Origin of the sequence: Streptomyces sp. NPDC050433, from assembly GCF_044458565.1 — a bacterium.
Taxonomy (GTDB): domain Bacteria; phylum Actinomycetota; class Actinomycetes; order Streptomycetales; family Streptomycetaceae; genus Streptomyces.
The window spans coordinates 196,083-218,260 of record NZ_JBITIB010000001.1; the positions used below are offsets into that span (position 1 = coordinate 196,083).

Annotated in this window: 17 protein-coding genes; 14 read left to right on the forward strand and 3 right to left on the reverse strand. The window is 71.4% G+C overall.

Annotated elements, in window-relative coordinates:
• The first annotated feature begins 34 nt into the window (after window positions 1-34).
• The 5 genes from ACIBLA_RS00980 to sucD all read left to right on the forward strand — a co-directional run bounded on the left by ACIBLA_RS00980 (window position 35) and on the right by sucD (window position 7,157).
• Window positions 35-1,171: an AAA family ATPase gene (locus ACIBLA_RS00980; RefSeq protein ID WP_399197445.1), complete on the forward strand. Its 1,137-nt coding sequence runs from the start codon at window positions 35-37 to the stop codon at window positions 1,169-1,171.
• Window positions 1,172-1,197: 26 nt separating this feature from the next.
• A complete protein-coding gene (locus ACIBLA_RS00985; protein ID WP_399197578.1) occupies window positions 1,198-3,624 on the forward strand; it encodes a DUF5682 family protein in 2,427 nt (808 codons plus the stop codon).
• Window positions 3,621-4,835, forward strand: coding sequence for a VWA domain-containing protein (locus ACIBLA_RS00990; RefSeq protein ID WP_363240129.1), 1,215 nt, complete (start codon window positions 3,621-3,623; stop codon window positions 4,833-4,835). The genes ACIBLA_RS00985 and ACIBLA_RS00990 overlap by 4 nt, the downstream gene beginning before the upstream one ends.
• Window positions 4,836-5,076: 241 nt before the next feature.
• Entirely contained in the window at window positions 5,077-6,252 is a 1,176-nt protein-coding gene (gene sucC / locus ACIBLA_RS00995; protein ID WP_399197446.1) for an ADP-forming succinate--CoA ligase subunit beta, read from the forward strand.
• A 20-nt stretch (window positions 6,253-6,272) separates the two neighbouring features.
• Window positions 6,273-7,157 (forward strand): succinate--CoA ligase subunit alpha, encoded by an 885-nt coding sequence (sucD, locus tag ACIBLA_RS01000; RefSeq protein ID WP_363240127.1) that lies wholly within the window; start codon window positions 6,273-6,275, stop codon window positions 7,155-7,157.
• Window positions 7,158-7,287: 130 nt separating this feature from the next.
• On the opposite strand, the gene ACIBLA_RS01005 is transcribed toward sucD, so the two are convergent.
• Window positions 7,288-8,589 (reverse strand): helix-turn-helix domain-containing protein, encoded by a 1,302-nt coding sequence (locus ACIBLA_RS01005; RefSeq protein WP_399197447.1) that lies wholly within the window; start codon window positions 8,587-8,589, stop codon window positions 7,288-7,290.
• 116 nt (window positions 8,590-8,705) lie between these two features.
• Here ACIBLA_RS01005 and ACIBLA_RS01010 point away from each other — a divergent pair, with 116 nt between their 5' ends.
• On the forward strand, window positions 8,706-10,520 hold the full coding sequence (locus ACIBLA_RS01010; RefSeq protein ID WP_399197448.1) for a DUF6350 family protein: 1,815 nt from the start codon (window positions 8,706-8,708) through the stop codon (window positions 10,518-10,520).
• Window positions 10,521-10,608: 88 nt separating this feature from the next.
• On the opposite strand, the gene ACIBLA_RS01015 is transcribed toward ACIBLA_RS01010, so the two are convergent.
• Complete coding sequence (locus tag ACIBLA_RS01015; protein ID WP_399197449.1) at window positions 10,609-11,649, reverse strand: hypothetical protein; 1,041 nt, start codon at window positions 11,647-11,649, stop codon at window positions 10,609-10,611.
• A 269-nt stretch (window positions 11,650-11,918) separates the two neighbouring features.
• On the opposite strand from ACIBLA_RS01015, the gene purN reads away from it, so the two are divergent.
• A complete protein-coding gene (gene purN, locus ACIBLA_RS01020) occupies window positions 11,919-12,608 on the forward strand; it encodes a phosphoribosylglycinamide formyltransferase (RefSeq protein WP_399197450.1) in 690 nt (229 codons plus the stop codon).
• Window positions 12,605-14,197 (forward strand): bifunctional phosphoribosylaminoimidazolecarboxamide formyltransferase/IMP cyclohydrolase, encoded by a 1,593-nt coding sequence (purH, locus tag ACIBLA_RS01025; RefSeq protein WP_363240122.1) that lies wholly within the window; start codon window positions 12,605-12,607, stop codon window positions 14,195-14,197. The genes purN and purH overlap by 4 nt, the downstream gene beginning before the upstream one ends.
• Window positions 14,198-14,565: 368 nt before the next feature.
• Here the strand turns inward: purH and ACIBLA_RS01030 are convergent, their stop codons facing one another.
• Entirely contained in the window at window positions 14,566-15,177 is a 612-nt protein-coding gene (locus ACIBLA_RS01030; RefSeq protein WP_363240121.1) for a hypothetical protein, read from the reverse strand.
• A gap of 250 nt (window positions 15,178-15,427) precedes the next feature.
• Here ACIBLA_RS01030 and ACIBLA_RS01035 point away from each other — a divergent pair, with 250 nt between their 5' ends.
• The 6 genes from ACIBLA_RS01035 (at window position 15,428) to ACIBLA_RS01060 (ending at window position 21,903) form a co-directional block, all read left to right on the forward strand.
• Entirely contained in the window at window positions 15,428-16,294 is an 867-nt protein-coding gene (locus ACIBLA_RS01035) for a bifunctional methylenetetrahydrofolate dehydrogenase/methenyltetrahydrofolate cyclohydrolase (protein ID WP_363240120.1), read from the forward strand.
• A gap of 11 nt (window positions 16,295-16,305) precedes the next feature.
• Window positions 16,306-16,899, forward strand: coding sequence for a DUF3017 domain-containing protein (locus ACIBLA_RS01040; RefSeq protein WP_399197451.1), 594 nt, complete (start codon window positions 16,306-16,308; stop codon window positions 16,897-16,899).
• 390 nt (window positions 16,900-17,289) lie between these two features.
• Complete coding sequence (locus ACIBLA_RS01045) at window positions 17,290-18,300, forward strand: XRE family transcriptional regulator (RefSeq protein WP_399197452.1); 1,011 nt, start codon at window positions 17,290-17,292, stop codon at window positions 18,298-18,300.
• Between the two features lie 559 nt (window positions 18,301-18,859).
• Window positions 18,860-19,849 (forward strand): malate dehydrogenase, encoded by a 990-nt coding sequence (locus ACIBLA_RS01050; protein WP_363240117.1) that lies wholly within the window; start codon window positions 18,860-18,862, stop codon window positions 19,847-19,849.
• A gap of 115 nt (window positions 19,850-19,964) precedes the next feature.
• Window positions 19,965-21,158 (forward strand): DUF5954 family protein, encoded by a 1,194-nt coding sequence (locus tag ACIBLA_RS01055; protein WP_363240116.1) that lies wholly within the window; start codon window positions 19,965-19,967, stop codon window positions 21,156-21,158.
• Window positions 21,159-21,414: 256 nt separating this feature from the next.
• Window positions 21,415-21,903: a phospholipase gene (locus tag ACIBLA_RS01060; protein WP_399197453.1), complete on the forward strand. Its 489-nt coding sequence runs from the start codon at window positions 21,415-21,417 to the stop codon at window positions 21,901-21,903.
• Window positions 21,904-22,178 lie beyond the last annotated feature (275 nt).

The following is a 22,178-nucleotide window of genomic DNA, read 5'->3' on the forward strand; positions in this document are numbered from 1 at the left end:
CCCAGACCCGGTCGAACGATCTGGAGGGGGATCCATGACCATGCCCGAAACGAGTGAGACGACCGTTGAGACGGTCGGCGGGAGCGCCGGCGCCGAGGTCCTGCGACCGCACGCCGAGGACGCCTTCGCCGACGAACTGGCCGCGCTCGCCGCCGCCGACGACCGGCCCCGGCCGGCCAGGTGGCGGCTGTCGCCCTGGGCTGTCGCGACGTATCTCCTCGGCGGCACGCTCCCCGACGGCACGGTCATCACACCGAAGTACGTGGGCCCGCGCAGGATCATCGAGGTCGCCGTCACCACTCTCGCCACCGACCGCGCACTGCTGCTCCTCGGCGTTCCCGGCACCGCCAAGACGTGGGTGTCCGAGCATCTGGCCGCCGCCGTCAGCGGTGACTCGACCCTGCTGGTGCAGGGGACGGCGGGCACGCCCGAGGAAGCGATCCGGTACGGGTGGAATTACGCGCAGCTGCTCGCCCACGGCCCCAGCCGCGGCGCGCTCGTGTCCAGCCCCGTGATGCGGGCCATGGCGGAAGGCATGACCGCCCGCGTCGAGGAGCTGACCCGTATCCCGGCCGACGTGCAGGACTCGCTCATCACGATCCTGTCCGAGAAGACCCTGCCGGTCCCGGAGTTGGGGCAGGAGATCCAGGCCGTCCGCGGATTCAACGTGATCGCCACGGCCAACGACCGGGACCGGGGGATCAACGACCTGTCGAGCGCGCTGCGGCGCCGCTTCAACACCGTCGTGCTGCCGCTGCCCGCCACCGCCGAGGCGGAGGTCGACATCGTCTCTCGACGCGTCGACCAGATCGGGCGCTCGCTCGATCTGCCGGGCGGTCTCGAAGGCATCGCCGAGATCCGCCGGGTCGTCACGGTCTTCCGCGAACTGCGTGACGGCGTCACCGCCGACGGGCGTACGAAGCTCAAGTCCCCGTCCGGGACGCTGTCCACGGCCGAGGCGATCTCCGTCGTCACCAACGGACTCGCGCTCGCCGCGCACTTCGGCGACGGCGTGCTGCGCCCCGGCGACGTCGCGTCCGGCATCCTCGGCGCCGTCGTCCGCGACCCGGCGGCCGACCGGGTGATCTGGCAGGAGTACGTGGAAACGGTCGTGCGCGAGCGGGACGGCTGGAAGGACTTCTACCGCGCCTGCCGAGAGGTCAGCGCGTGACGGCGCCGGACCGGGGCGCGGACCCCATGCTCCCGGCGCGGCCGGCCGGGAGCGGGCCGCTGCTGCTCGGCGTCCGGCACCACGGGCCCGGCTCCGCCCGCGCCGTACGGGCCGCGCTCGACGCGGCGTCGCCGCTGGCGGTTCTGATCGAAGGCCCGCCGGAGGGGGACGCGTTGGTGTCCCTGGCGGGCGACTCCCAGATGCGCCCGCCCGTCGCGCTGCTGGCCCACGCCGTGGACGATCCGGGTCGCGCGGCGTTCTGGCCGCTGGCCGAGTTCTCCCCGGAGTGGGTCGCGATCCGCTGGGCACTGGCCCACGACGTCCCGGTCCGCTTCATCGACCTCCCGGCGACACACTCACTGGCCCTCACGGACGCCGACGAGCCGCCGACCGACGAGCCGCCGGGCCCGGAGGCCGGCCCTGGGGCGGGCGCCGACCCCGGCCCCGAAGCCCGTGCCCGTGCGTTGCGTGTCGATCCGCTCGCCGTGCTTGCCGAAGCCGCCGGGTACGACGACGCCGAGCGGTGGTGGGAAGACGTCGTGGAGCATCGCGGGGGGACGGCCGCCGACGACCCGTTCGCGCCGTTCGCCGCCGTCGGCGAGGCGATGGGAGCGCTGCGCGAGGAGTACGGGGACGGCGGGGTCCGGCGCGACCTGGTTCGTGAGGCGTATATGCGGATCCAACTCCGGGCCGCCCGCAAGGAGTTCGGTGACGACCGGGTCGCCGTCGTCTGCGGTGCCTGGCACGTGCCCGCGCTCGGCGCGAGGAGCACGGCCACCGCCGACCGTGCGCTCCTCAAGGGACTGCCCAAGGTCAAGACCGAGATGACCTGGGTGCCGTGGACCCACCACCGGCTGGCCAGACACAGCGGGTACGGGGCCGGCATCGACTCTCCCGGCTGGTACGGACACCTCTTCGGCGCCCCCGACCGCCCCGTGGAGCGCTGGATGACCAAGGTCGCCGGTCTGCTGCGCGAGGAGGACCAGCCCGTCTCCTCCGCCCATGTCATCGAGGCCGTCCGGCTGGCCGAGACGCTGGCCACCATGCGCGGCCGGCCGCTCGCCGGACTCACCGAGACGACCGACGCGATCCGCGCCGTCATGTGCGACGGGTCCGACGTGCCGCTCGCGCTCATCAGGGACCGGCTCATCGTCGGGGACGTCCTGGGTGAGGTCCCCGACTCCGCTCCGGCCGTGCCGCTCCAGCGCGATCTGACCCGGCTCCAGCGCTCGTTGCGGCTGAAGCCGGAGGCGCTGGAGCGCGAGCTGGAACTCGACCTCCGTAAGGAGATCGACGCGGGCCGGAGCAGGATGCTGCACCGGCTGCGGCTGCTCGGCGTCGGCTGGGGCGAACCTGCCGCGGGTCGCGGCAGCACAGGCACCTTCCGCGAGAGCTGGCGGCTGCGCTGGGAGCCCGAGCTGTACGTACGGGTCGCCGAGGCCGGGGTCTGGGGCACCACGGTCCTCTCGGCGGCCACGGCGAAAGCCGAGTCGCAGGCGGTGTCCGCGACCGCGCTCTCCGAGGTCACGGCCCTGGCCGAGCAGTGCCTCCTGGCCGAACTGACGGACGCGCTGCCCGTGGTGATGAAGGCCCTCGCGGACCGCGCCGCGCTGGACGCCGACGTCGGTCACCTCGCCCAGGCCCTGCCCGCACTCGCCCGCTCGCTGCGCTACGGAGACGTACGGTCCACCGACACGGCCGCGCTCGGCGAGGTCGCCGCCGGGCTCGCCGAGCGGATCTGCGTCGGACTGCCGCCCGCCTGCGCCGGGCTCGACGCGGACGGCGCGGCCGAGATGCGAGGCCACCTCGACAGCGTCCACACCGCGATCGGCCTCCTGCCGGCCGGTCCCGGCCGCCCCGCCGGGGACCTGTCCGGGCGCTGGGGCGCCGTGCTGCGCAAACTGGCCGCGCGGGACACCGTCCCCGGTGTCATCCGGGGCAGGGCCGCCCGGCTGCTCCTGGACGACGGGCGCCTCCCCGAGGACGAGGCAGCGCGCCTCATGGGCCTCGCCCTGTCGCCCGGCACCCCGCCGGCCGACGCGGCGGCCTGGATCGAGGGATTCGTCGGAGGAGCGTCCGGTGGCGGCATGCTGCTGGTCCACGACGAACGGCTGCTCGCCCTCGTGGACACCTGGCTGACCGGGGTGCCGGACGGCTCGTTCACCGACGTGCTGCCCCTGCTGCGCCGTACGTTCTCCGCGTACGAGCCCGGAGTGCGCCGCACGCTCGGTGAGTTGGTCCGGCGCGGACCGGCGGGCTCCGGCGCGCGGCCCGCAGGGACCGAGGCGGGGATCCCCGGCTTCGGAGCCGGCATCGACGAGACCCGCGCGGACGCGATCCTCCCGGTCCTGCGCCTGCTCCTCGGCGACAACGACGGCAACCGCGACAACGGCGACAACGGCGACAACCACGACAAGAAACACGACAACGACCTTGCGGGGGTGGCCCGATGACCACGACCGACACGCCGGCCGACGCGGCCGACGCGGCCGACGAGCGGCTGAGGCGCTGGCGCCTGGTCCTCGGCGGCGACTCCGCCGACGGCACCGGACGCGCGCTCACCGGCCAGGACGCGGCGATGGACGGCGCGTTGACCGCCCTGTACGGAGGCGGAGCCGGCGGCACCGGTACGGGCACCGGCTCGGCCAGGAGGGGCGGCGGCAGCCGCTCCGCGGGCCTCGGCGCCTCCGCCCCCTCGGTCGCCCGCTGGCTCGGCGACATCCGTACGTACTTCCCCAGCTCCGTCGTCCAGGTCATGCAGCGCGACGCGATCCAGCGGCTCGGACTCTCCGCGCTCCTGCTCGAACCGGAGATGCTGGAGGCCGTCGAGGCGGACGTCCATCTCGTCGGCACGCTCCTCTCGCTCAACAAGGCCATGCCGGAGACGACGAAGGAGACGGCACGCGCCGTCGTACGGAAAGTCGTCGCCGACATCGAGAAGCGGCTCGCCACCCGCACGCGGGCGACGCTCACCGGCGCGCTCGACCGTTCCGCCCGGATCAACCGGCCGCGCCACCGGGACATCGACTGGGACCGCACGATCCGCGCGAACCTCAAGAACTACCTCCCGGAGTACGGCACGGTCGTCCCCGAACGCCTCATCGGATACGGCCGCGCCTCGCAGTCGGTGAAGAAGGAGGTCGTCCTCTGCATCGACCAGTCCGGATCGATGGCGGCCTCCGTCGTCTACGCCTCCGTCTTCGGCGCGGTCCTCGCCTCGATGCGTTCCATCTCCACCCGCCTCGTCGTCTTCGACACTGCGGTCGTCGACCTCACCGACCAACTGGACGACCCGGTCGACGTCCTGTTCGGCACCCAGCTCGGCGGCGGCACGGACATCAACCGCGCGCTCGCCTACTGCCAGTCGCAGATCACCCGCCCCGCCGACACCGTCGTCGTCCTGATCAGCGACCTCTACGAGGGCGGCATCCGCGACGAGATGCTGAAGCGGGTCGCCGCGATGAAGGCGTCCGGCGTGCAGTTCGTGGCGCTGCTCGCGCTGTCCGACGAGGGCGCGCCCGCCTACGACCGCGACCACGCGGCGGCTCTGGCGGCTCTCGGCGCGCCCGCCTTCGCATGCACCCCGGACCTGTTCCCGGAGGTGATGGCGGCGGCGATCGAGAAGCGCCCCCTGCCGATACCGGACACGGCCACCCAGCCGTAGGCCCCCTATGTCCGACCGGCGGACCGGTGGCTGTGACAGGTATCACCGCTCAGGTGTGATCTGCGATTTAGGGGTCCACGGCCCTCGGGGATAACCTGCGAGACGGACATGCCGCGCTCCGGGACTCCGCCTGCGCCTTCCTTGTGACAAGTGCAGTCACGTTGCCCATCGCGGCACGCCCACGCAGATTACGAACCGCGATCACTGCGAATCTTAGAAGACAGACAAGGGACGGACGCGCGTGGACCTGTTCGAGTACCAGGCGAGGGACCTCTTCGCCAAGCACGGTGTACCGGTGCTGGCCGGTGAAGTCATCGAAACGCCTGAGGCGGCGCGCGAGGTGACCGGGCGTCTCGGCGGCAAGGCTGTCGTCAAGGCGCAGGTCAAGGTCGGCGGCCGAGGCAAGGCCGGCGGCGTGAAGCTCGCCTCCGACCCGGCCGACGCGGTCGCCAAGGCCAACGACATTCTGGGCATGGACATCAAGGGCCACACGGTCCACAAGGTGATGCTGGCCCAGACGGCGGACATCGCGGAGGAGTACTACGTCTCCTTCCTCCTCGACCGCACCAACCGCACCTTCCTGGCCATGGCCTCCGTCGAGGGCGGCGTCGAGATCGAGGTCGTCGCCGAGCAGAACCCCGACGCGCTGGCCAAGATCCCGGTCGACGCCAACGAGGGCTGCACCCCGGAGAAGGCCGCCGAGATCGTCGCCGCCGCGAAGTTCCCGGCCGAGATCGCCGGTCAGGTCGCCGACGTCCTCCAGCAGCTGTGGACCGTCTTCATCAAGGAAGACGCCCTGCTCGTCGAGGTCAACCCGCTGATCAAGTCCGGTGACGGCAAGATCATCGCGCTGGACGGCAAGGTCTCGCTCGACGAGAACGCCGACTTCCGCCAGCCCGACCACGAGGCTCTTGAGGACAAGGCCGCGGCCAACCCCCTCGAAGCCGCCGCCAAGGCCAAGAACCTCAACTACGTCAAGCTCGACGGCGAGGTCGGCATCATCGGCAACGGCGCGGGGCTCGTCATGAGCACCCTCGACGTCGTCGCGTACGCGGGCGAGGCCCACGGCGGGGTCAAGCCCGCCAACTTCCTCGACATCGGCGGCGGCGCGTCGGCCGAGGTCATGGCGAACGGCCTGGAGATCATCCTCGGCGACCCGGACGTCAAGTCCGTCTTCGTCAACGTCTTCGGCGGCATCACCGCGTGCGACGAGGTCGCCAACGGCATCGTGCAGGCCCTGGAGCTTCTCAAGTCCAAGGGCGAGGCGGTCACCAAGCCTCTGGTCGTCCGTCTCGACGGCAACAACGCGGATCTGGGTCGCAAGATCCTTGTCGACGCCAACCACCCGCTCGTACAGCGCGTGGACACCATGGACGGCGCGGCCGACAAGGCCGCCGAGCTCGCGGCTGCGAAGTAAAGGTAAAGGTCACCAACACCATGGCTATTTTCCTGACCAAGGAAAGCAAGGTCATCGTCCAGGGGATGACCGGTGCCACCGGCATGAAGCACACCAAGCTCATGCTCGCTGACGGCACCAACATCGTCGGCGGGGTCAACCCGCGCAAGGCCGGTACGACCGTCGACTTCGACGGCACCGAGGTCCCGGTCTTCGGCTCCGTCAAGGAAGCGATGGAGAAGACCGACGCCGACGTCTCCGTCCTCTTCGTGCCGCCGGCCCACGCCAAGGCCGCGGTCGTCGAGGCCGTCGACGCGGGGATCGGTCTCGCCGTCGTCATCACCGAGGGCATCGCGGTGCACGACTCGGCCGCCTTCTGGGCGTACGCGTCCAGCAAGGGCAACAAGACCCGCATCATCGGCCCGAACTGCCCCGGTCTCATCACGCCCGGCCAGTCCAACGCCGGCATCATTCCGGGCGACATCACCAAGCCCGGCCGTATCGGTCTCGTGTCCAAGTCCGGCACGCTGACCTACCAGATGATGTACGAGCTGCGTGACATCGGCTTCTCGTCCGCCGTCGGCATCGGTGGCGACCCGGTCATCGGTACGACGCACATCGACGCCCTTGAGGCGTTCGAGGCCGACCCCGACACCGACCTCATCGTGATGATCGGCGAGATCGGCGGCGACGCCGAGGAGCGCGCGGCCGACTTCATCGCCAAGCACGTGACCAAGCCGGTCGTCGGCTACGTCGCGGGCTTCACGGCTCCCGAGGGCAAGACGATGGGCCACGCCGGCGCCATCGTCTCCGGCTCGTCGGGCACTGCCGCGGCCAAGAAGGAGGCCCTTGAGGCCGCGGGCGTCAAGGTCGGCAAGACGCCGACCGAGACGGCCGGTCTTGCCCGAGCCATTCTCGCGGGCTGACTCTTGGCGGTACGGTCGTACTGAGTACGGCAGTTGTACTGCTGCACAACGCGCGTGGGCCCGCACCTTTCAGGTGGTGCGGGCCCACGCGCGTCGCTGTTCCGCGCCGGGGTCGGCGTCGGGGCGGGCGTCAGGGGACCCGGGGCAGCACTCGCCCCGGCCCGTTCAGGGGCACGGTGCGGAGCTTGTCGCGCAGCTTCAGGTCCTGCTTGTCGAGCTTCTGCGGCCCATGCGGCGCCGGTACGCCGCCGACCCGCTGACCGGGCGCGGGCGTCGGCTCGTATTTCCTCGGCGCAGTGATGACCGTGAATGCCGTCGCCCCGATGATCAGCACGGTGATGGCGATCGCGACCCGTGTCCAGAGCTTGGCGCGGCGCTCGCTGCCCAACCGCACGGTGGACGCGCTCGCGACGGCCGGTGCGGACACCGTCTGCGCCAGCTCGCGCACCTGCTCGTGCAGCACCGCCGAGTCTTCGAGGCCGGGCAACCGCTCGGCGACCGCCTCGCGCGCGTGCAGAAGCCGGTTCGCGGTGGCCGGGGTGGTGGCCTCGGTCTCGGCGGCCGTCTCGGGCAGGTCGAGCCCGAGACCGTCGTAGAGCAGCAGTGTGCGCCGGTACACCGGCGGCAGATCGAGCAAGGCCCGGCGCAGCGTGCGCCCCTCGCGCTCCCCGTTGGGCGGGTCCGGATGCCGGTGGCCGCGACGGAACCGGTGCCAGGGTGATGTCGCGTAGTCGTACGCCGCGCCCCGCACCCAGCCCGCGGGGTCACGGTCGACGGCGACCTCGGGCCAGCGGTGCCAGGCCTGCTGGAAGGCGCGCTCGACGGACTCCTGGGCGAGAGTGCGGCGCCCGGTGAGCAGATACGTCTGCCGTACGAGGGCGGGGGAGGCGTACGCGTACAGCTCGTCGAAGGCCTGGGCGGGCGTGAGCCGTGCGGCCTCGGCGGCGGCGACCCCGGCCAGGGCCGCGGCTTTCTCCTTGCGGCGCTGGGCGTTCTGCCGGGACCGGTTGTCGGCCTCGACCGTGCGGACCGGGCGGCGGTTGAGCGGCTTCTTGCGGGAAGGCTCGCCGGGGAGGTTCTTCCGGAGGGTGGGGCCGTCGGCTCTCGCGGTCTTGTCCGGCGACTCCGGCTTCGGCGGATCTTCCGGCTCCTGCTGCTCATCCGTCGTGGAGGTCGCCGGCTGCTGCTGCTTCGCGCGCTTCGTCTCCTCGAGTTCTGCCGCGTACGACTCCAGCAGCCGTGCGTACGCCTCACGCCGACGTCCCCGCGGTGTCGTACGCCCCGTCTCCCAGGACTTGACCGTCGTCGGGGCGACCCCCAGCGCGACCGCGACCTGACGCTCGGTCATGGCCTTCGTCTCGCGCAGCCTGCGGCACTCCTCGGGGGAGGGGAGCGGGGGCACCAATGAGCTACGCGTGGTGCTCTGCGTCATCAGGAACTCCCCGCAGCACTGTACTGGCCGGAAAAGTGCATAAACGTATATTGAGCGACACAGCGGCTATCCGCCTGTTACGCGGTTTAAGCGCGTGTCGTTGGGAGCATGGCCGCGTGACCCAAGTGAGCGAGCGCAGCACCACGTTGTCCTCGGCCTCGGCCGCCGAACGGGGCCGGGCCGCCGCGTTGACCGCCGCGTTCCTCCGGGGAGGGATCGCCGCGGGCATCGGCCTCTGGAGCCTCGCCGTCCTGGTCATCGTGGCCTGGATCAGCTCGCCGTACCCGGACAGCGGCGCCGGCGGAGCCCTGCACATCGCGGCGGGGCTCTGGCTGCTGGCCCACGGCGCGGAGCTGGTACGGCCCGAGACGCTGTCCGGGGTGCCCGCGCCCATCGGAGTCGTACCCCTGCTGATCGCGGCGCTGCCGGTGTGGCTCGTCTACCGGTCGTCGCGCGACGCGCTGGAACCGGAGGAGGGCCGGCCGCAACTCACCGCGCTCGGCGCGCTGTGCACTGTCGCGGGCGGTTATCTGCTGGTCGGCGCCGCAGTCGTGGTCTACGCGCGCGGCGGACCGCTCTCCACGGACACGCTCGGTACGGCGCTCAAGCTGCCCCTGGTGCCGGTGCTTTCGGCCGGCGCCGGGGTGTGGGTGGCGAGCGGCCGACCGGTGAGCCCGCTGCTCGACCGGCTGCCCGGCCGCCTCAGGTGGGCGAGCCCCGGTGTGGCGGCAGACACGGCCGACTCGTCGGACTCGTCGGACGCCTCCGGCACGGCCGCGACCGCGGCGGCGGTGGCCGCCGGGAGGCGCCGCCGGGCCGTCGTCGTGATGCGGTCGACGACCGCCGGGACGGCGGTGCTGCTGGGCGGCGGCCTTCTCCTGGTCGTCTGCTCGCTGATGTGGCACGCGGGCGCCGCACAGGAATCGTTCCTGCAACTGGCGGCGGCCTGGTCCGGGCGGATCGCCGTACTGGTGCTGTCGCTCGCGCTGCTCCCGAACGCCGCGGTCTGGGGCGCGTCGTACGCCCTCGGCCCCGGCTTCGCACTCGGTACGTCGGCGACGGTCACCCCGCTCGCCGTCACGGGCAGCCCCGCACTGCCGCCGTTCCCACTGCTGGCCGCCGTGCCCGCCGAGGGGCCCGGCATGGCTGTGACCTGGGCGGCGGGTGTTGTGCCTCTGGTGGCGGGGCTGGTGATCGCCTGGTTCACGGTACGAGTCGCGGCCCCGCCCTACGCCGAGCGGGACGAGGCGTGGAGCGCCGGCGACACCGCGCTCGCGGCGGCGCTCGCGGGGGTCGGGTGCGCGGTGCTGACGGCGGGTCTGGCCGCCGCCGCGGGCGGGCCGATGGGGACGGGGCGGCTGGTGGAGTTCGGGCCGGTGTGGTGGCTGACCGGGGCGGCGGCGCTGGCCTGGACGGTGGGCATCGGCGTACCGGGTGCGCTGCTGGTACGAGCCTGGCGGCTGCGTGATTGGGGTGGGGCGACGGACGAGATGGACGAGATGGACGCGGCGGAAGAGGTGCAAGAGGTGCGCGAGAGTACGGCGTCGAAGGCCGCCTGGTGGCGACGGGTGCCGTGGCGGCGCGGAGAGGCGGCGGCGGAGAACGAAGCGGACGACGGCCCGGTGGAGCCCCAGTCCCTGTCCCAGCCGCAGTCCCTGTCCCAGCCCGAGCGCAGGGACGAGGACGGTACGGCCGGGGACGGTCGGCCCACGCTGGACGGGGTGGACCCGGCGGACGAACCGTACGACGTCCTGCCGACGGCGGCCTGGCACGACCGGGACGCCCAGGAGGCGCGCTGGGCGGCGATCAAGCAGGCGTCCGGCGGCCTCATGACCGACTTCCCGCCGGCCGAGACCAAACCCGAGCCCGAGCCCCAGTCCAAGCCCGAATCCAGGCCCGGACCTGGACCGGAACCGAAGGCGGCCGACTGACCCACACCACCCGAACGAGCTGCGGCCCCACCCTTCCCGGTTCCGGGAGTGGTGGGGCCGCCGCTCGTTCGGGTGGTGTGCTTTCCGGCTACTTCTGGACGCCGAAGATCGGGACCAGCGAGTCGGGAAGCTTGTCGTTGCAGGCCAGTTGACCCGTCTTGGTCAGCGCGTCGTTCACGCACGTGTAGTAATCGCGGTAGACGAGCTGCACGGTGAACGTCGCCGCCACGACCAGCAGAGCGATCGCCGCCGTCACGATCCCGCTCACCGCGGCCGTCGTCTGCGGCTTGTGCTGCGGCGTGCCCTGGGCCGGGGCACCGGGCGGCGTACCCGGTACCGGTGGTGCGCCCGCGGGGGCGGTCGGGGCGGGAGACGTCGTACCGGAGCCGAAGCCGGAGCCCGAGTCCGAGCCGGATTCCGTGCGGCCCGAAGTCGTACCCACGTCCGAACGGCTCGCCCCTGTGCGGTCGACCGTCGTACGCGGTAGCGGCGCCTTGGCCCGCAGCGAGCTGACGCCCCAGTAGAGCGCGAGCGCCCCGAGGAGCAGCGCGACCTCCGGGAAGTCGAACAGGGCGAAGAAGAACGCCCACATGCCGGAGAGCAGTGAGTAGCGGGCGCGGCGCTGGAACGGGTCGGTCGGGTCCCAGCGCAGGCCCCGGCCCGGCCTGCCGTCCGGACCGTCCTGGTGGCGACCGGGGCCGTTCTGCCCGCCGCCCGGTCCGTTCTGGCCGCCGGGCCTGCCGCCGAAACCGCCCGACGAACGGCCGGGCTGACGGCTGCTCCACTGGCTGCCCCAGGACGAACGGTCACCGCCCGACGACTGGTCGTCCGGCGTCCCGCCCCCGTGCTGGGGGTGGCGCGGCTGCCACGGCTGGTCGGGCCTGTCCTCCGGCGGCGGCGCGAAGGGATTGTCGTCGGAGGACCCGGAGGACCCCGAGGACCCGGCCCCTGAAGAACCCGAGGATCCCGAGGACCCGGATGAACCCGAGGACCCCGAAGCGCCCCCCGGCCCCGAAGAGTCCTCCGGCCCGGAGGACCCGGTGGAGGAGGACTGGCGTTCCCGCAGCAGCAGCACCGGCCCGGTGGGCTGCGGGACAGGGAGTGCCGTGCGGTGTCGTCGGTCCTGCATCTGGTGAACGTCTTCCCCTCAGACCCTTGGCGCAAGGGGTCTCGTGTCGTATGGCCCGTCCTGGAGACAGATCCGTGTCCCCAGACGCTACCTCCCGGCTGCGCCCCCGTCCCCCGTGGGCTGTGAGGAGTGCCGGTATCGTTGCTGACGGTCGGCCCATTCGTAGAGTTCCCCGACAGGGGAGATACGACTCGTTCGTACGACCACACAAAGCCGCACCACCCGCACGACCCGCGAGGCTCTGCTCGCGTCCAGAAAGGCGTTCCGCCGTGGCCTCCCCGCCGTCCCCGCCCGCCCCCGACGACCCGACGGACCCCGGCTCTCCGGTCGAATTCGGCTCCCCGGCCCGGCTCGTGGTCCTCGTCTCCGGCTCCGGTACGAACCTCCAAGCCCTGCTCGACGCCGTCGCCGCCGACCCGCAGGGGTACGGCGCCCGTGTCGTCGCCGTCGGCGCCGACCGCGGCTCCATCGCCGGTCTGGAGCGTGCGGAGCGCGCCGGGCTGCCGACGTTCGTCTGCCGCGTCAAGGACCACACGACGCGCGACGAGTGGGATGCCGCGCTCACCGAGGCCACCGCGGCGTACGAGCCCGATCTCGTCGTCTCGGCCGGCTTTATGAAGATCGTCGGGAAGCGGTTCCTCGCCCGCTTCGGCGGACGGTTCATCAACACCCACCCCGCCCTGCTGCCCAGTTTTCCCGGTGCCCACGGGGTGCGTGACGCGCTCGCGTACGGGGCGAAGGTCACCGGTTGCACCGTCCACTTCGTCGACGACGGTGTCGACACCGGCCCGGTCATCGCGCAAGGCGTGGTCGAGGTGCGGGACGAGGACCACCAGGACGGTGGCGTCGCTCTCCATGAGCGCATCAAGGACGTCGAGCGACGGCTGCTCGTCGATGTCGTGGGGCGTCTCGCCCGGCACGGCTACCGCATTGAGGGACGAAAGGTAACAATCCAGTGAGCGTCGAGAAGACCGCCGAAGCAGCAGCCGTCGAAGGTACGAAGCGGCCCATCCGCCGCGCGCTGGTCAGCGTCTACGACAAGACAGGCCTGGAGGAGCTCGCCCGTGGACTGCACGCGGCCGGCGTCACGCTCGTCTCCACCGGTTCCACCGCCTCGCGTATCGCCGCCGCCGGTGTGCCCGTCACCAAGGTCGAGGAGCTGACCGGCTTCCCGGAGACCCTCGACGGCCGCGTCAAGACGCTGCACCCGCGCGTCCACGCCGGCATTCTCGCCGACCAGCGGCTCGCCTCGCACCGCGAACAGCTCGCCGAACTGGACATCGAGCCCTTCGAGTTGGTCGTCTCCAACCTCTATCCGTTCCGCGAGACCGTCGAGTCCGGCGCCACCCCCGACGAGTGCGTCGAGCAGATCGACATCGGCGGCCCGTCCATGGTCCGTGCCGCCGCCAAGAACCACCCCTCGGTCGCCATCGTCACCAGCCCCGCGCGGTACGGCGACGTCCTCGCGGCCGTACAGGACGGCGGGTTCGACCTGCCGGCCCGCAAGCGGCTCGCCGCCGAGGCGTTCCAGCACACCGCCGCGTACGACGTGGCCGTGGCCTCCTGGTTCGCGGCCGACTACGCCGCCGCCGACACCACAGGTCTCCCGGACTTCCTGGGCGCGACGTACGAGCGCAAGAACGTCCTGCGCTACGGCGAGAACCCGCACCAGGCCGCCGCGCTCTACACCGGCGGCTCGGGCGGCGGGCTCGCCGAGGCGGAGCAGTTGCACGGCAAGGAGATGAGCTACAACAACTACACGGACACCGATGCCGCGCGCCGTGCCGCGTACGACCACACCGAGCCGTGCGTGGCGATCATCAAGCACGCCAACCCGTGCGGCATCGCGATCGCCGACGATGTCGCCGAGGCGCACCGCAAGGCGCACGCCTGCGACCCGCTGTCCGCGTTCGGCGGCGTCATCGCCGTCAACCGGCCGGTGTCCGTCGCGATGGCAGAGCAGGTCGCCGAGATCTTCACCGAGGTCATCGTCGCGCCCGGCTATGAGGACGGCGCCGTCGAGGTGCTGTCGCGCAAGAAGAACATCCGCGTGCTGCGCTGCGAGGGCGGTCCCTCGGCCCCCGTAGAGGTGAAGCCCATCGACGGCGGCGCGCTGCTCCAGGTCACCGACCGGCTCCAGGCCGACGGCGACGACCCCTCGACCTGGACGCTCGCGACCGGCGACGCCCTGTCGGAGGCCGAGCTGCGCGAGCTGGCCTTCGCGTGGAAGGCCTGCCGCGCGGTCAAGTCCAACGCGATCCTGCTCGCCAAGGACGGTGCGAGCGTCGGCGTCGGCATGGGCCAGGTCAACCGGGTGGACTCGGCGAAGCTCGCCGTGGAGCGCGCGGGCGAGGAGCGGGCCCGTGGGTCGTACGCGGCCTCGGACGCGTTCTTCCCCTTCCCCGACGGCCTGGAGATCCTGCTGGACGCGGGCGTCAAGGCCGTGGTGCAGCCGGGTGGTTCGGTACGGGACGAGCTGGTGGTCGAGGCGGCGAAGAAGGCGGGCGCGACGATGTACTTCACCGGGACGCGGCACTTCTTCCACTGAGCGCTGACCAGCCCGGAGGGGGCGTTCAGGCCCGGAGTGAGCCGCACCTGCTCGGTGGGGTCCGAGCTGCGCGATCGGCACGACGATGACGCTGTACATGGTGCTGCCGCTACCGCTGTTGCCGCCGCTGTCGTACGCGATGTCGTGTGCCTTGCCGACGGTGATCCTCTCGCCCGACGGACTCTTTGCCAGGAGTAGGAAGCCCGTGGGGCGAAGTCGGTTCCTTGGCGAGGATCGGTCACCGTATGGGGCGACAAACGCCGGAAGGCCGTAAACCCCGTCGGCCCGACGGGTGTTACGGCCTTCCGGCGTACGCGCGCGAGTGCGCGGTGCGAGCCCGCGCGGTGCGTGCCAGTAAGCGGTGCGTGTCAGTAGCGCGGGCGCTTGAACCACGCCGCGCCGTCCGACTTCGACACGAAGACGATCAGCAGGATGCTGAGAACGATGTGCACGATGCCCACGATGCCGCCGAACGGGTAGATGCCCAGGACGATGGTCAGGGCGCCGTAGACGATCAGCGCGGTGCGCAGGCCGCTGCCACCGGTGCTGAACTTGATCGCCAGGACGATCGACGCGACGGTCCACACGAACGCGATGAAGGTCATGAACCAGAGCAGGCCGCTGGACTGGTCCACCAGGCCCTGGAACTGCGAGTCGTTGGCCAGCTCGTCGCTGTCCTTCGCCGCGTTGAGCGCCAGCGCGCCCAGCAGGAAGATCACGCCGCCGATGAGGCTCAGACCGGAGAGTATCCAGAGGAACACGCGGGACGCCGTCACGCCGCCCGGCATCTGCTGCGGGACGCCGCCCGTGGGGCCACCGGGGTAGCCGCCGTAGCCGGGCTGGACCGGGGGAGCCTGCGGGTAGCCGTAGTTGGCCTGCGGCTGCTGGGGCTGGCCCTGCTGCGGGTAGCCGTATCCGGGCTGGCCGCCCTGGGGCTGGCCCTGCTGTCCGTAAGGGTTGTTCGGGTCGCCAAAGCTCATGGCGGGATTCCTCCGTTGGTAATGCGGGGATATCGCGGATCCGCAGGAGGAACGTCATAAAACGTCGTAAAACCGAGCGGTTTGCCCCCCACACTGGCCGCGCACTGCGCGGCTCATCGTCCTGTTCTCATCGACTTTTTGTCCAGTCGGTATCCGTATGTGTTGTGCAAGTGCAACCTGGGGCAACGCGTTGATCTCCGCCCAGACCCTGGATTGGAACAGCGGCGGGGTCATCCGCGAAGATGGGCGCATGACCGCCCAAATTCTCGATGGCAAGGCCACGGCAGCAGCGATCAAGTCCGACCTGACCGCCCGCGTGGCGGCCCTCAGGGCGCAGGGCATCACCCCCGGACTCGGGACCCTGCTCGTCGGGGACGATCCGGGCAGCCGCTGGTACGTCAACGGCAAGCACCGCGACTGTGCCGAGGTCGGCATCGCCTCGATCCAGCGTGAGCTTCCCGACACCGCCTCGCAGGAGGAGATCGAGGCGGTCGTACGCGAACTCAACGCGAATTCCGACTGCACGGGCTACATCGTCCAACTCCCGCTCCCCAAGGGCATCGACACCAACCGTGTCCTGGAGCTGATGGACCCGGAGAAGGACGCCGACGGGCTGCACCCGATGAGCCTCGGCCGGCTGGTGCTGAACGAGACGGGGCCGCTGCCGTGCACCCCGTACGGCATCATCCAGCTGCTGCGCGCCCACGGTGTCGAGATCAAGGGCGCGCATGTCGTGGTCGTCGGGCGCGGGATCACTGTGGGCCGGTCGATCCCGCTGCTGCTCACGCGCAAGTCCGAGAACGCGACGGTGACGCAGTGCCACACCGGCACGCGTGATCTCGCCGCGCATCTGCGGCAGGCCGACATCATCGTGTCGGCGGCCGGGGTCCGCCACATCATCAAGGCGGAGGACGTCAAGCCGGGCGCGGCGGTGCTCGATGTCGGCGTCAGCCGCGACGAGCAGGGCAAGATCGCGGGGGACGTCCACCCGGACGTGGCGGGAGTGGCAGGCTGGATCTCCCCGAACCCCGGTGGGGTCGGCCCGATGACCCGTGCCCAGCTGCTGGTCAACGTCGTCGAGGCGGCGGAGCGCGCCGGAAGCGGAAGCGGAACGTGAAAGGGGCACCCATGGGTGCTGGTACGAGTGCGGGTGCCGGCGCGGCCGAGGCTGCGGAGCCCGACGGCGACGGCGACGGCGTCGCGGGTGACGGCGTCGCGGGTGACGGCGCTGCTGCCGCCGACGCCGCCGACACCGCCGACGCTGCGGACGAGAAGAAGGCGGCCGGAGAGGGAGAGCCGGCGGGGGACGCCCAGACGGCGCACAGCACCTCGCGACGCTTTCCGACCGTCACCCATGACACCGCGCGCCCCGAGGGCGGCGGCCGTGCCGCGCCCGGCGACGCTCCCGCGCCCGCCCGCCAGTGGCCGCTGCTGACCGTGCTGGGCGCGACCGGGCTGGGGCTGCTGATCGTGGGGCTGGCGCCGTTCAAGGAGTCGTTCCGCTACGGCACGATCCTGATCGGTGTGGCATTGATCACCGGCGCGATCCTGCGGCGGATCATGCCGTCGGTCGGCATGCTGGCCGTACGGTCACGCTTCACGGACATGGTGACGTACGGCCTGCTCGGCGTGGCGATCGTGCTGCTGTCGCTGATGACCCAGCCGAAGCCCTGGCTGGAGATCCCGTTCCTGGAGGACGTGGTCCACTCCACGGTCCCGTAGTCCGTCCGCACGTCTTCCACGACTTCTGCGTCTTCCACTTCGCCGGACCAAGACGGCGCCCATCCCCTCCCCCGAGTCGGGACGGGCGCCGTCGGCATGAGATAAGCGTCATGGACCGGCCAAAGGGGATCAAGGCTCGGCAGATGCCTGTGGCACGGAAGTGACCATTCCGCCATGGTGCGATCGTCGGGCAACGGATGCGAGACTGTGAGACGCAATCGGAGGCGGCGCGCGAGGGGGCGCGGGGACTGTCCCGAGTGCTCCGGAGCACTCCCGTTCACGGAACTGACACCCCGGCTCCACGCATCCCTTGGGGTAGTCGGCGGCCGGCGTGGGGGCGCGGCACGGCGGAGCAGATGACAGCAGCGTGCGGGGGGACAGGGGGAAGTAATGCCTCGTTGGAAGGCACTACCGGAGGAGCTCGACCCACAGGTCAGGGAGTTCGCCACGCAGCTCCGCAGGCTCGTGGACAAGAGCGGTCTGAGCATCGCCGCCGTTGCGGACCGCACCGGATACAGCAAGACGTCGTGGGAGCGGTATCTCAACGGCCGGCTCCTCGCACCCAAGGGCGCGATCGTGGCGCTCGCCGAGGTGACCGGCACGAATCCGCTGCATCTGACGACGATGTGGGAGCTGTCGGAGCGGGCGTGGAGCCGTTCCGAGATGCGCCACGACATGACGATGGAAGCGATCCGGATATCCCAGGCGCGGGACGCGCTCGGCGACTTCGGCGGCGACCCGGTCGGCGGCCCCGGCGGGGCCGGCGGCAGCCGCCCTGGCGGTCGTACGGCGACACCGCCCCGTCCGGGCGCCCCCCTCGGCCCCCCGCAGGGCTTCCCGCCGTCGGCGCCTCCGGGGCCGCCCGGCTCCTCCGGTCAGGGCGGTGGGCGTGGTGGGCGGCGGACGGCGATTCTGGTGACGGCCCTGGTCGGCGTGCTGCTGGTGATAGCCGGGGCCGTGCTGCTGACCGACCTGGGCGGTACCGACACCGAGAACGAGAAGGCCACCCAGTCCCCGTCGGCGAAGCCGACCACCAGCGCGCCCGAACTGCCGGCCGGGGTCAAGTGCGTCGACGACGACTGTACGGGCGAGGACCCCGAACTCATGGGCTGCGGCGGCGAGTTCGCCGAGACGGTGACGACCGCGACGGTCGGTACGGCGGTCGTCGAGGTCCGCTACAGCGAGACGTGCGGGGTGGCGTGGGCACGCATCACCATGGCGGCGCCGGGCGACACGGTCGAGATCGCGGCGGACCAGGGCGAGGGCAAACCCCAGACGGGCACGGTCAACGCCGACAAGGACGCGTACACCCCGATGGTCGCGGTGGCCACGCCGGCCGAGGCGGAGGCGTGCGCGACGCTGGTGACGGGCGTAGAGGGCTGCACGGCGGCGGGCAGCTGAAGCGGTTCTCGTGTGGGGCGGCCGTCGTTCGCGGCAGGCGCCCGGCCAAGGGCCGGGCAAGCGGTGACCGCCGCCGACGACGGCCAGGCCCGCGGTGCGCGTCCATGTACGCGGTACGTGACGTGCCCGTGGCACCTGGCCGGTCATGGTCCACGTCGGCATGCTCGTTGACGTACGTCGTGCGCGGTGTGCGTCGTGGCACGTGGGCGGCCTTTGCCGGGCGGCGTCGGCTGTCGTCTGCGTCCGTATGCACGTTGACGTACGCGGTGCGCGGCACACGTCGTGGCACCTGGCCGGTCGTGGTCGTGATCTGCGCCCGCAGGCACCTTGACGTACGCGGTACCTGACGTACGCGCGGCACCTGCCCGGCCGCGTTCGCGGCCCGCCGGCCCCCGCCCTGTCGCGCCCCGTCGCGCCCCGCCCCCTCACCGTCGGATAGCCTGACCGGCGGTTGTCTCTTCACGTCAAGACAAGATTCACCCGCCGTCGGAGAGATGGCCCGCACCAGGGGCACGGCCCCTGCCGCCCGCCGTTCCACCGCTGTCTAACGGAGACCGCCATGACCCGCACTCCCGTGAATGTCACCGTCACCGGCGCAGCCGGACAGATCGGCTACGCGCTGCTCTTCCGCATCGCCTCCGGTCAACTGCTCGGCGCGGACGTGCCGGTCAGCCTGCGTCTCCTGGAGATCCCGCAGGGCCTGAAGGCCGCCGAGGGCACCGCCATGGAGCTGGACGACTGCGCCTTCCCGCTGCTTCGCGGCATCGACATCACCGACGACGCCAACGCCGCCTTCTCCGGTGCCAACGTCGCGCTGCTCGTCGGCGCCCGCCCCCGTACGAAGGGCATGGAGCGCGGCGATCTGCTCTCCGCCAACGGCGGCATCTTCAAGCCGCAGGGCAAGGCCATCAACGACAACGCCGCGGACGACATCAAGGTCCTCGTCGTCGGCAACCCGGCCAACACCAACGCCCTCATCGCGCAGGCCGCGGCCCCCGACGTGCCGGCCGAGCGTTTCACCGCGATGACCCGCCTCGACCACAACCGCGCGATCTCGCAGCTCGCCGCGAAGACCGGCGCGCAGGTCACGGACATCAAGCGGCTGACGATCTGGGGCAACCACTCGGCCACCCAGTACCCGGACATCTTCCACGCGGAGATCGCGGGCAAGAACGCCGCCGAGACGGTCAACGACGAGCAGTGGCTCGCCGACACCTTCATCCCGACCGTCGCCAAGCGCGGCGCGGCGATCATCGAGGCCCGCGGCGCGTCCTCGGCGGCCTCCGCAGCCAACGCCGCCATCGACCACGTCCACACGTGGATCAACGGCACCCCCGAGGGCGACTGGACCTCCATGGGCATCCCGTCGGACGGCTCGTACGGCGTCCCGGAGGGCATCATCTCGTCCTTCCCCGTGACCACGAAGAACGGTGCGTACGAGATCGTCCAGGGCCTGGACATCAACGACTTCTCCCGTGCGCGCATCGACGCCTCGGTGAAGGAGCTGACCGAGGAGCGCGACGCGGTGCGCGAACTCGGTCTTCTCTGACCGCACTCGCACGCCGTACGACAGAGAAAGCTCCCGGCAGCCGCTCTTCCGGCCGCCGGGAGCTTTGTCGTGCCAACCGCCGTACACGGAGCGGCGATTCGCGCACACTGAGTGCATGAACGGATACGGAGAGGGGCTGCCGGCGTACCGGACGATCCGCATGACCGCGCAGGAGGGTCCGATCGCGGCGTTCGCCGAGCAGGAGGCATGGCGGGCGCGGGAGCGCTACCCCACGATCGTGGGCATGGGGCTGCCGGGCTTCGCCGCGGCTAGGGAGTCGGAGCAGGGTGGTTGGGAGATCCTCGGTTCCGCCGGGGACACACCGCAGGGGGCTCGCGACTCCCTCGGCTCGCACTTCCGGCAGCTGGCCAAGGAGGCGGAGGACGCCGGACGCGCGGGCGACCGGAAGAAGTACCGCGCGGCGTACGAGAAGCTCGACTGGGTCGCGGTCGACGAGTTGGCGGTGCTCGGCACGCGGTACCGCGTGGTGCGGGTGGAGCAGTTCATCCGGCTGGGTCCGGACGGGCCCGAGCCGCCGAGGCCGTCGGACCCGGATCCCGGCGAGGTGGGGGAGGCGCACGGGCTGCCCAGCCGGATCAAGGGGTTCGTCGTCGATCCGTACACCGGCACGGGGATGGCGGAGGGGCTGCTCAAGTTCGACCTGATGCAGTTCGTGCTGAAGGCGGGGGCGCCGCCCGAGATGCGCGGGGATTCGCTGCGGGCGGTCGAGACGCATCCGGGCGGGGTGCTGCTGCCGGCGGAGTTCGCGATCGCAGAGTGCGGCAAGGACGGGCAGTGGAAGCCGCATTCGGGCACGGCGCCGAGTCCGCAGGCGGCGCGGGACAGGCTGGCGGTGGACTTCCGGGTCCTCACGCCCGTTCAGCAGAGGCTGAGTGAGGCGGAGCGCGAGGAGTACGCGGCGGCGGCGGACCGGCTGGACGAGAAGCGCGGGGCGGGCGTCGCGGTGGGCGGGCGACGGTACCGGGTGGCGCGGGTGGAGCAGTTGGTACGGATCGGGCCCGACGGGCCCGAGGGGCCCCGGCCTTCGGACTTCGACCCGGATCCGCCGATCGAGGTGCAGACACGGCAGCTGCGCGAGGAGGGACTACTGGACGCGAACGGCAACGGCACTGACAGCGACGACGACGAAGCGTCCGCCGAACTGAACGAGGACATGAAGGAGATGAAGCGGCTGCTGGACAAGGAGGAGGCGAGGCGCGCCGCATGGAAGCGGGAGAAGGCCGCACAGAGGAACTCGAAAGCGGCGGACGGTACGAGGAGACAGGAACCGGGGCCGACCGGCGGTTAGTTGGCCGCCGCTGCGATAGGGGCCGCTCTAGGGGTGTGCCCGTCGAACACCAAGTTGCCGCATATGTCGCTGAGTTGGCCCCCTGTTTCCCACTTGTTTCGTCATGAGCATGGTTACATCGCGCTCTTTCTGGGGGACCATTCCCGCGTCGGTCATCGCGCGTAGACCCGTGCGGCGACCGGCCCGCTCGCTCTGAGGGAAGCTCCGTGTCGCCCGACACGGAGCGTCAACCTGTCTCCCCACCGGAGGTTTTGAAATGCGCCGTCGTATGGCCATGGCCGTCGCCGCTCTTGCTCTCGCTCTCCCCGCCACCCTGATGTCGGCGAGCTCCGCCGCCGCCGCGCCGGCCGACAAGCCGCAGGTCCTGAGCAGCTGGACGCAGACCAGCGCCAGCAGCTACAACTCGTGGGTCTCCGCGCGTAACAACCAGGGTGCCTGGTCCGCGTACGGCTTCGACTGGTCCACGGACTACTGCTCGTCGTCGCCGGACAACCCCTTCGGCTTCCCGTTCCAGACCTCCTGCGCGCGCCACGACTTCGGCTACCGCAACTACAAGGCGATGGGCACCTTCAGTGCCAACAAGGCGCGGCTGGACAGCGCGTTCTACGAGGACCTGAAGCGCGTCTGCGCCGGCTACTCGGGCGCCACGAAGACCGCGTGCGACGGCACGGCGTGGACGTACTACCAGGCGGTCAGCATCTTCGGCCGCTCCGCGCTGGTCGACGGCAACAAGTCGGTCGCCTGACCGACCGACGACACGGCGGCGGGCCGGCCTGCCTGAGGCTGAGCCACCGTCACCTCGTCACCCGATACGCGAGGGCCCCTCATCCCCCCAGCGAGGGGCCCTCGTGCTGTCCGGGGTCCGAGGTCCGAGCCGTGGTCCGGGGCCCAAGGTCCCAGGTCCGGCGGTGAGTGACCCTGAACACTTTCGGCCGACGAACGCGCATGCTTCCCCCGTTCCGGGGCAGGCGCCCAGATCGCCAGTTGTTGCTGGTGGTGGCGCATATCAGGAACGGAAGG